This window comes from Mesorhizobium sp. CNPSo 4684 (assembly GCF_057784315.1).
Genome location: NZ_JBWLUX010000037.1, coordinates 50,344 through 59,979, shown reverse-complemented (window position 1 = coordinate 59,979; position 9,636 = coordinate 50,344). Strand labels below are relative to the sequence as shown.

General features: G+C 62.6%; 8 protein-coding genes. 4 read left to right on the top strand and 4 right to left on the bottom strand.

Features of this window, described 5'->3' with window-relative positions; genetic code table 11:
* Positions 1-383 precede the first annotated feature (383 nt).
* Together AC04SG_RS27660 and mfd are read left to right on the top strand one after the other, a co-directional pair.
* Positions 384-671 carry an FAD assembly factor SdhE gene (locus AC04SG_RS27660; RefSeq protein WP_488553633.1) on the top strand — a complete coding sequence of 96 codons (288 nt, stop codon included), beginning with the start codon at positions 384-386 and terminating at the stop codon, positions 669-671.
* Positions 672-742: 71 nt separating this feature from the next.
* Complete coding sequence (mfd, locus tag AC04SG_RS27655; RefSeq protein ID WP_488553632.1) at positions 743-4,240, top strand: transcription-repair coupling factor; 3,498 nt, start codon at positions 743-745, stop codon at positions 4,238-4,240.
* Here the strand turns inward: mfd and AC04SG_RS27650 are convergent.
* Positions 4,237-4,851: an AraC family transcriptional regulator gene (locus AC04SG_RS27650; protein WP_488553631.1), complete on the bottom strand. Its 615-nt coding sequence runs from the start codon at positions 4,849-4,851 to the stop codon at positions 4,237-4,239. The two genes, mfd and AC04SG_RS27650, sit on opposite strands and share 4 nt — an antisense overlap.
* A gap of 265 nt (positions 4,852-5,116) precedes the next feature.
* On the opposite strand from AC04SG_RS27650, the gene AC04SG_RS27645 reads away from it, so the two are divergent.
* The gene (locus tag AC04SG_RS27645; RefSeq protein ID WP_488553630.1) at positions 5,117-6,490 is read left to right on the top strand and encodes a class II 3-deoxy-7-phosphoheptulonate synthase; all 1,374 of its coding nucleotides are present in this window, start codon (positions 5,117-5,119) and stop codon (positions 6,488-6,490) included.
* Positions 6,491-6,547: 57 nt separating this feature from the next.
* Here the strand turns inward: AC04SG_RS27645 and AC04SG_RS27640 are convergent, their stop codons facing one another.
* The 3 genes from AC04SG_RS27640 to AC04SG_RS27630 form a co-directional block, all read right to left on the bottom strand.
* Positions 6,548-7,318, bottom strand: coding sequence for an RES family NAD+ phosphorylase (locus AC04SG_RS27640; protein ID WP_488553629.1), 771 nt, complete (start codon positions 7,316-7,318; stop codon positions 6,548-6,550).
* Complete coding sequence (locus AC04SG_RS27635; RefSeq protein ID WP_488553628.1) at positions 7,278-7,661, bottom strand: antitoxin Xre/MbcA/ParS toxin-binding domain-containing protein; 384 nt, start codon at positions 7,659-7,661, stop codon at positions 7,278-7,280. The genes AC04SG_RS27640 and AC04SG_RS27635 overlap by 41 nt, the downstream gene beginning before the upstream one ends.
* A gap of 106 nt (positions 7,662-7,767) precedes the next feature.
* Positions 7,768-8,838 carry a GGDEF domain-containing protein gene (locus tag AC04SG_RS27630; protein ID WP_112567235.1) on the bottom strand — a complete coding sequence of 357 codons (1,071 nt, stop codon included), beginning with the start codon at positions 8,836-8,838 and terminating at the stop codon, positions 7,768-7,770.
* 324 nt (positions 8,839-9,162) lie between these two features.
* On the opposite strand from AC04SG_RS27630, the gene AC04SG_RS27625 reads away from it, so the two are divergent.
* Positions 9,163-9,582, top strand: coding sequence for a GFA family protein (locus AC04SG_RS27625; protein WP_436260152.1), 420 nt, complete (start codon positions 9,163-9,165; stop codon positions 9,580-9,582).
* Positions 9,583-9,636: the final 54 nt, after the last annotated feature.

The following is a 9,636-nucleotide window of genomic DNA, read 5'->3' as shown; positions in this document are numbered from 1 at the left end:
CGGATCTCGAACCTCTCGCAGGATAGACATAATCAACGGCACCGCGGCCTCCTCTGTAGCGAGAAAGCCTCTCAAGAATCCCTCTTTTCCTACTTGGCAAGAGCCAATCAACTTATCTGCGATTCCCCTGCCCTCAAGGGGGGAGATTAGCAGTTTTGGCCGCACCGCCCATCTTGCAATATTGGAGATTGGCAAAACCGGTCGCGATAGCCAATCTCCCCCCTTGAGGGGGAGATGTCCGGCAGGACAGAGGGGGGTGCTCGCACCGATGTTGTCAGGAATGTTCGTCACGCCGGGATGTTAGACAGACACGAGCCTGTTGCAAGGCTGACACCGCCCTCTATCCACGCTATATGCGCCGCACCAAGTGAGGATGCGGCACGATGACCGGGACGAAACGATCAAGCGAGGGGCTGGATATCAGGCGTCGCAGGTTGTTGTTCCGCTCCTGGCATCGCGGCATGCGCGAGATGGACCTTATCCTCGGCACCTTTGCCGACAACGAGATCGGCGCCTTGACCGGCGACGAAATCGACCAATATGAAAGGCTCCTCGACATTCCCGACACCGAATTCCTGCCCATGGTCACCGGCGAACGCCCGGTTCCCGGGGATATCGACTGTGCTGTCCTGCAAAAGATCCTGGCATCGCGCCGGACCATGACATTCTGAACACAAGCAATTCCAGGAAAAGTGCGAAGCGGTTTTCCGTCCGGAATTGCGACAACCAAGACCGTGCAATCATGAGCCTCATTCCCAAAATCGGTCTGCCGAAAGGCCGCGCCGGCCAGTTCATTGTCGATGGCGTCGCCGACGGCTACGAAGCCTTTGCGCTCGTGCAGGCGATCCATGAGATCGCGCCCGACAAGCCTGTGCTGTTCGTGGCGCGCGACGGCCAGCGCCTGCCGGCGATCACGGAAGCACTGACTTTCGCTTCGCCCGGCCTCCCGGTGCTGGAGCTGCCGGCCTGGGACTGTCTGCCTTACGACCGCGTCTCGCCCGGTTCGGACGCCGCCGCCAAGCGGCTCGATGCGCTGACGGCGATGATCGCGCTGGCGAAAAAACCGCATCGCGCGGTGATCCTGACCACGGCCAATGCCTTGCTGCAGCGCATCCCGCCGGCCGATCTGGTCGAAGCGCAGACCTTTCACGCAAAGCCCGGCAACCAGATCGACATGAACGCGCTGGTGTCGCGGCTGGAGATTTCCGGCTTCGAGCGGGTGCCGACGGTGCGCGGTATCGGCGAGTTCGCGGTGCGCGGCGGCATCCTCGACCTCTACGCGCCCGGCTGGACTGAGGCGCTGCGCCTCGACTTCTTCGGCGACACGCTGGAATCGATCCGCGTCTTCGACGCCGCCACCCAGCGCACCACCGGCCAGCGCAAGTCGATGGCGCTGCAAGCGATGAGCGAAGTGGCGCTGACGCCGGAAACCATCAGCCGCTTTCGCCGCTCCTATATCGAGGCCTTCGGCGCGCCGCAGCGCGACGACGGGCTCTATGCAGCCGTCAGCGAGGGCCGGCGCTTTGCCGGCATGGAGCATTGGCTGCCGCTCTTCTACGAGCGGCTGGAGACCGTGTTCGACTATCTGCCGAATGCGCCCGTCATCTTCGACCATCTGGCGCATGAGGCGCTGGCGGAACGCCATACGCTGATCCTCGATCACTACGAAGCGCGCCGCAAACAAGCGGATGCCGCCTTGAAGGATGCCGTGCCCTACAAGCCGGTGGCGCCGGACTTGCTCTATCTCTCGCCGGAAAACCTCGTCGCGTCGCTCGGACCGCGCGAAGCCATCGACTTCACTGCCTTCGATGCGCCTGACGTCGGCGCCAAAAAGGTCTTCCATGGCGGTTCGCGCCATGGCCGCAGTTTTGCCGAGGAGCGCGCCGACCCCAACGCCAATGTCTTCGACGTTGTCGTGAAGCACATTGCAGACGAGCGCGCGGCGCGCCGCCGCGTCATTGTCGCCGGCTGGACGGAAGGTTCGCTTGACCGTCTGGGCCAGATCCTGGCCGAGCATCATCTCAGCAATCTCGTGCCGGTGGCGACGCTGGCCGAGGTTGAAAAGCTCGAGCCCGGACAGGCCGCACTTGCGGTGCTGCCATTGGAATCCGGCTTCGAGACCGAACAGCTGGTCGTCATCGCCGAGCAGGACATTCTCGGCGACCGGCTGATCCGCCGTTCCAAGCGCAAGAAGCGCGCGTCCGACTTCATTGCCGAGGCTTCGTCGCTGTCGGCCGGCGATATCGTCGTTCACACCGACCACGGCATCGGCCGCTTCATCGGCCTGCGCACCATCGAGGCGGTCGGCGCGCCGCATGACTGCCTGGAGATCCACTATGCCGGCGACGACCGGCTGTTCCTGCCGGTGGAAAACATCGAGCTTCTGTCGCGCTATGGTTCGGATTCGGCCGAAGCCTCACTCGACAAGCTCGGCGGCGGCGCCTGGCAATCGCGCAAGGCGCGGCTGAAGAAACGGCTGCTCGACATGGCTGGGCAGCTGATCCGCATCGCCGCCGAGCGGCAGATGCGCTCGGCCCCCGCCATGGTGCCGGCGGAAGGGCTCTATGGCGAGTTCTCGGCGCGCTTCCCCTATGAGGAGACCGACGACCAGCAGGGCGCGATCGATTCCGTCATGGACGATCTCGGCGCCGGCAAGCCGATGGATCGGCTGATCTGCGGCGATGTCGGCTTCGGCAAGACCGAGGTGGCGCTGCGCGCGGCCTTCATCGCGGCGATGGAAGGGTTTCAGGTGGCGGTCGTCGTGCCGACGACGTTGTTGTCGCGTCAGCATTTCAAGACGTTTTCGCAGCGCTTCTCCGGCCTGCCGATCCGCGTCGCCCAGGCTTCACGTCTGGTCGGCGCCAAGGAACTGGCGGAAACCAAGAAAGGCATCGCCGAGGGCCAAGTCGACATCGTCATCGGCACCCATGCGCTGCTGGGCTCGGCGATCTCGTTCAAGAATCTCGGCCTCTTGATCATCGACGAGGAGCAGCACTTTGGCGTCAAGCACAAGGAACGGCTGAAGGACCTCAAGACCGATGTCCATGTGCTGACGCTGTCGGCGACGCCGATCCCGCGCACCTTGCAGCTCGCCTTGACCGGCGTGCGCGAACTGTCGCTGATCGCCACGCCGCCGGTCGACCGCATGGCGGTGCGCACCTTCATCTCGCCCTTCGATCCGTTGGTGATCCGCGAAACGCTGCTGCGCGAGCGCTATCGCGGCGGCCATTCCTTCTATGTCGTGCCGCGCATCAGCGATCTCGCCGAAATCCATGATTTCCTGCGGGAATCCGTGCCTGAGCTGAAAGTCGCGGTGGCCCACGGCCAGATGCCGCCCGGCGAGCTCGACGACATCATGAACGCCTTCTATGACGGCCAATACGACGTGCTTTTGTCGACGACCATTGTCGAATCCGGGCTGGATATCCCGACCGCCAACACGCTGATCATCCATCGCGCCGACATGTTCGGCCTGTCGCAGCTCTATCAGCTGCGCGGCCGTGTCGGCCGCTCGAAAGTTCGCGCCTATGCGCTGTTCACGCTGCCCGCCAACCGCAAGCTCACCGACACGGCCGAGCGCCGGCTGAAAGTGCTGCAGTCGCTGGACACGCTCGGCGCCGGCTTCCAATTGGCCAGCCACGACCTCGACATCCGTGGCGCCGGCAATCTTCTTGGCGAAGAACAGTCCGGCCACATCAAGGAGGTCGGCTTCGAACTCTACCAGCAGATGCTGGAGGAGGCAGTCGCCGAGGTGAAGGATTCCGGCGAGGTGCAGGATGGCGGATGGTCGCCGCAGATTGCCGTCGGCACCGCGGTGATGATACCGGAAAGCTATGTGCCGGACCTGCAGCTCCGGTTGGCGCTCTACCGCCGCCTCGGCGATCTCGAAAATACCGACGAAATCGACGCTTTCGGCGCCGAGCTGATCGATCGTTTCGGCCCGCTGCCGGAGGAGGTGAAGCATCTGCTCAAGATCGTCTTCATCAAGGCGCTCTGCCGCAAGGCCAATGTCGAAAAGCTCGATGCCGGCCCCAAGGGCGTCGTGATCCATTTCCGCAAGCGCGAGTTCTCCAACCCGGTCGGGCTGGTCAAATACATCGGCGAGCAGGGCTCGCTGGCCAAGATCAGGGCCGACCACAGCGTCGTCTTCATCCGCGACTGGCCGACAGCCGAGAAGCGTCTGGCCGGCTCGGCGGTCGTCATGACGCAATTGGCGCGGCTGGTGGACAAGGCGGCTTAAGCTTTCGGATGGAAATTCGACTGCGGCTGCAGGTCGGATTCCGAGAACGTGCCGGCGCTGACGATGACCTGTCCGGCAGGTACCGTAATGCCGCGTGCGGTCCCGGCGCCTTTCAGCACCCCGGCCCGGCGATCGGGATCGGACTCGCGAAAACTACCGCCCGGTTCCAGCCGGCAGCTGTCAACCGTGATCGCGCCGAGAAGCTGGCTGCCCGAACCGAGCACCGTCTCGCCGAACACCGCCGCGCCGTTGAGGTAGCGGCCTTCATTGCCGATTTCGATTAGGGCTCCTGGCCTGTTGGCTTTGGCGGTGAAGCCGCCTTCGCCGAACTGGTTAAGTGAGCCGACGCGGATAACGCCTGTGGCTGCTTCGAACAGCGTGTTGGCGTGGAAGATGTTAGCGTCGCCGACTTCCAGCGCGGCAGCTTCGGTGCAAAGCAGATAGACACCGGGGAAGAAAATGTTGCCGTGGCCGATCATTGCGCGTGCCGAAATCAGCGTGGAGTAAGGGTCGTAGATCACGTTGCGTCGCTCCGACAGGCTGACCACTTCGTCGACCGTCAACAACCCCTGGTCGCGGCGCATACGGTCGAGATAGGCTGACACATTCATGGGGCATCCATGGAGAATTGTTGCGCGGCGAGACGATGGTCGGCGAGGCGAGATCGATGAAGATCGCTCCAAGGGCATCGATATTGCACAGTCGTCGGGAACGTAAGATGCCGGCGTCGGGTCGCGGCATGGCGCTCCCCACCATTCGCCAGCACTTGAATTCCGGTCTAGAATAGGAAATCGGCTTCGTGTATGGAGCCGCGATCCCCATATGGGGCGGGAATGGCGGGCAACAGCTCGCTGGAAAGAGCGTTTGGGTGCAGCGATGACGAAATGGTCGCCGAATTCTTGGAGAGCAAAGCCGATCAAGCAGGTTCCTGCCTATCCGGACCTTGCCGCGCTGAAGAACACGGAAGCCCAGCTCGCCACCTTTCCGCCGCTGGTTTTTGCAGGTGAGGCGCGCAAGCTGAAGAAGCAGCTTGCGGCTGTCGCTGCCGGTGACGCATTCCTGCTCCAGGGCGGCGATTGCGCCGAGAGCTTCGCTGAGCATGGCGCGGACAATATCCGCGACTTCTTCCGCGTCTTCCTGCAGATGTCGGTGGTGCTGACTTTCGCCGGCGCGCAGCCGGTGGTGAAGGTCGGCCGCGTTGCCGGCCAGTTCGCCAAGCCGCGCTCGTCCGACAACGAGACCAAGGGCGAGGTGACGCTGCCGAGCTATCGCGGCGACATCATCAACGGCATCGAGTTCGACCCAAAGTCGCGCGTTCCCGACCCGGCCCGCCAGGAGATGGCTTACCGCCAGTCGGCGGCGACGCTCAACCTGTTGCGCGCCTTCGCCCAGGGCGGCTATGCCAGCCTGGAGAACGTGCATAGCTGGATGCTGGGGTTCGTCTCCGACAGCCCGCAGGGCGAGAAATATGGCAAGCTCGCCAACCGCATCACCGAGACGATGGATTTCATGAAGGCCGTCGGCATCACCTCGGAGACCAACTACGCCTTGCGTGAGACCGATTTCTACACCAGCCACGAAGCGTTGCTGCTTGGCTATGAAGAGGCGCTGACCCGCGTCGATTCGACGTCCGGCGACTGGTACGCAACGTCGGGCCACATGATCTGGATCGGCGACCGTACGCGCCAGCCTGATCACGCCCATGTCGAATATTGCCGCGGCATCAAGAACCCGCTCGGCTTGAAATGCGGTCCGTCGCTGACGCCGGACGGCTTGCTGGAACTGATCGACCTGCTCAATCCGGAGAACGAGCCGGGCCGGCTGACGCTGATTGCCCGCTTCGGCTCCGACAAGGTCGCCGACCATTTGCCGAAGCTGGTGCGTGCGGTGCAGAAGGAAGGCCGCAGCGTGGTCTGGTCGTCCGATCCGATGCACGGCAACACGATCGAGGCCGCCGGCTACAAGACGCGGCCGTTCGACCGCATCCTCAAGGAAGTGCAGACCTTCTTCGAGGTGCATCGCGCCGAGGGCACGCACCCGGGCGGCATCCATGTCGAGATGACCGGCAAGAACGTCACCGAATGCACCGGCGGGGCGCGTGCCATCACCGCCGAGGAGTTGCAGGACCGCTACCACACGCATTGCGACCCGCGCCTCAATGCCGACCAGGCGATCGAGCTGGCGTTCCTGGTCTCCGACCTGTTGAAGAAGAGCCATCCGGTCCAGCACAAGCAGGTAGCCAACGGTTGAACCTGTTTGCAGGCTGAAGAGAAAAAGCGCCGGCGAAATCCGGCGCTTTTTTGTTGATCAGCGGCCGCGTTCCCAACGCAGGCGGTTGAGCCGGGGATCATTGGCGAAAGCGGTTCTGGAAAACTCGATGCGCCTTTCCGGAAACTCACAGATCGCCTGCACGCCGAACGAGCCGAGCCGGATGCGCCAGGTATGCGGCTCCAGCGGCTTGGCCTTGGCAAAGCCGCGGCATGTCAGCAGCGCCACGTTGGCGCCTTTGGGATCACGCGCCGAGCGGTAGCGGATCGCTTCCAGCCCGGCCTCGCGCGTAACGTCGGCAATGGCCTGGCAGGCGGCATAGTCGGTCGGATGCGTCCACTGAGCCTGGTCGCGGTCAAGCGGTGGCCGCGTCAAGTCGACAGCTTTGTTGGTGCGGATCGCGGCGGCGAAAGCGGTGTATTCGGCGGCGTCATGCGGCCACGGCGTGTCGGGCGAATCGGCAAAGAACAGCAAGCGGTAGAAGGCCATTTCGGCGACGGCGGTCATGATCGTCTCCGCCGCGTAATAGACGCCCAGGGTGCGGCCGGCGCGGCGGAAGCGCGAGCCGTAAGGGTAGATCGAGCCGTAGCGAAAGGGCGTCGCCAGGAGATAATGGAGATGCCGGCATTCCATGGGGATCTGCGGCTTGGTCTCCTCGATCAGATCCTCGATCAGCGCCTGTTCGTCCAGCGTGTCGACGATTTTCAGCGTCGAGACCCGGTGCTGCGCCTCGACCATGCGCCAGTATTTGCCGTCGAGCCGTACGGCTTCAGACGAGAGCGCGTCGGGAGTCCAGATAGGCAATGACATCGACAAGCCCGGTGATGGTGAGGATCTTTTCAAGCGGGCTGCCGTCGAACGCCGTGTTGGTGTTCTTGAGCCATGCCCGGGCGATCGCCTCGTCACCGCCGACAATGGCGTCGAGCGAACGGAACAGCCGCACGAACAGCACCGCGAGCTCGAACGGCTTGGTGCCGCGCTCGAGCAGGAATTCCTGCCTGCGCATGCGCGAAACCGTAGCTTCCGAGACGCCGATGATCGACGCCAGCGTCCTGGCGGTTATGTCCAGCAGCTCGGCAGCGCGCAGCGTAGCCTTGGTCAAAACCGCGTTTTCGGCCGTCTTGGCGGCAGCATCGGGTTGTGAAACAGACATGGCCTCTCTCTTTCCATGGAAAATATAGGCCATGAAAATTCATATGGAAAGATGCCGTGCCCGATAAATTTGCCTACGTCCGCGAATAGGGCTGTGCGCCGAAGCGTCAGTCTTTCTTGTAGAGCAGCCAGTTCTTGCCAGTGCGGCCGGCCATTGTCGAATGCCTGGTGACGCGGTTGCGCCCGCCGACCTTGGAGCGGTAGAGCGCTCGATCCGCCTTGGTGTAGAGATCTTCCGGGCTTTCGGCCTCGGACGCCATGCAGATGCCCATGGAAACGGTCACCGTGCCGTAATTGGTGCCGGTCTGGCTGCTGGTGAAGGGCGTCTGTTCGATCAGCACGCGGATGCGTTCGGCGATCTCGTAGGTGGTATCCTCGCTGGCGCCCTCGATGATCAGCGCGAATTCCTCGCCGCCGGTGCGGGCAACGAACATGTCTTCCCGGATGCTGGTCTGGAAGATTTCGGCGATGATCTGGATGATCTTGTCACCGACCGGGTGGCCGTAGCGGTCGTTGATGTCCTTGAAATGGTCGATGTCGGCAAGAATCAGCGCGTTGAACAGGATGCCCCTGTTGGAGGTGTAAATCCCGGTGATTTGCTTGTCGAAGGCGCGGCGGTTCCAGATATGGGTCAAGGGATCGGTGTCGGCGAGCCGCTTGTACTCCTCGAGCTTCGACTTGACGCTCTCCAGTTCCGCCGTCTTGTCGCTGAGCGTGGTGGCAACCTGCCTGCCATGGTCGAGGGTCGAATTGGTGGCGACCGCCATGGCGTTGGCGACCTTCTGCAGCAGATCCTGTGAAAGCAGGCTGCGGTTGGCGAGGCCGCTCGACGTCTCATCAAGGATCTTGCCGTATTTCTCGATATGACTGCGTTCGCTTCGCAGCAGCAAGGCGATATCCTCGAGTTCCCTGGCCAGCACATCGCGCGCCTGCTCGACAATGCCTGGACCATGGTGCTGGGCAAAGAAGGCACGGCCGATGCGGTCGAGATCGTCCTGCGTCGGCCGGTTGCCGAGCGCCACGACGGCAAGGCTGAGTTCGCGATTGGTGCCTTTCAGCGCTTCGTAGAAGATCTCGTAATTGCGCGGCAGACCAAGCACGCCGAGCTGGCGCATGGTCGTCACAACAGCTGTTGCAATGTCGCTGTTTCGGTCGGTCTGGGCGGCTGCCGGCTGCATGTTCTGTTCACTCTACCCCTGGGAACCATCGCAGACTTGCGCGTGCGAGATGTCGCCGACCGGGGGAGAACCAGCCGTATTTCGGATCATCTTACGAAGGACGCGTCCCCAATCGCGGCCTTCGCTTGGCAACGACCATAAATGCGCTGGCGCTAAAGTTTCCTTAATGTGCCGCTTGGTAACGCGACTATTCTACTTCAGGCTGCAGGGGAGAAGCGCGAACACGCCCATCTCGTGTCGCATTTGCTCGTACCTGGCCGCCGCAAAACTGAAATCCTCTCCGGTGGCGGTGAAGCCGTGAACGATGGCCGGTGGAGGGCAGGGATGAGTGATATCAGCAGCGGATCTTGCCTGTGCGGGGCGGTGCGTTTCCAGACGCGAGGGCCGCTGCGCGGCGTGATCTATTGCCACTGCTCGCAGTGCCGCAAGCAGAGCGGGCATTTTTACGCCGCAACCAACGTCGCCGATGACAACATCACCGTAACAGGGTCTGAGAATATCACCTGGTACGAAGCATCTTCGTTTGCCCGGCGCGGCTTTTGCAAGACATGTGGCTCGGTGCTGTTCTGGAAGCCGGGCCAGGATGCCTACGTCTCGGTTCTGGCCGGGTCGTTCGATGGGCCGACCGGGCTCGAGGGCGAATGCCATATCTTCGTCGGCGACAAGGGCGATTACTATACGATCGACGATGGGCTGCCGCAGTTCGAGAGGTCGACGCCGACCATCAAGGTTGCGGACGAATGATTTTTGGTATGGCTGCCTTATTCCCTTGATCCAGCCATTGCGATATCCCCTGCC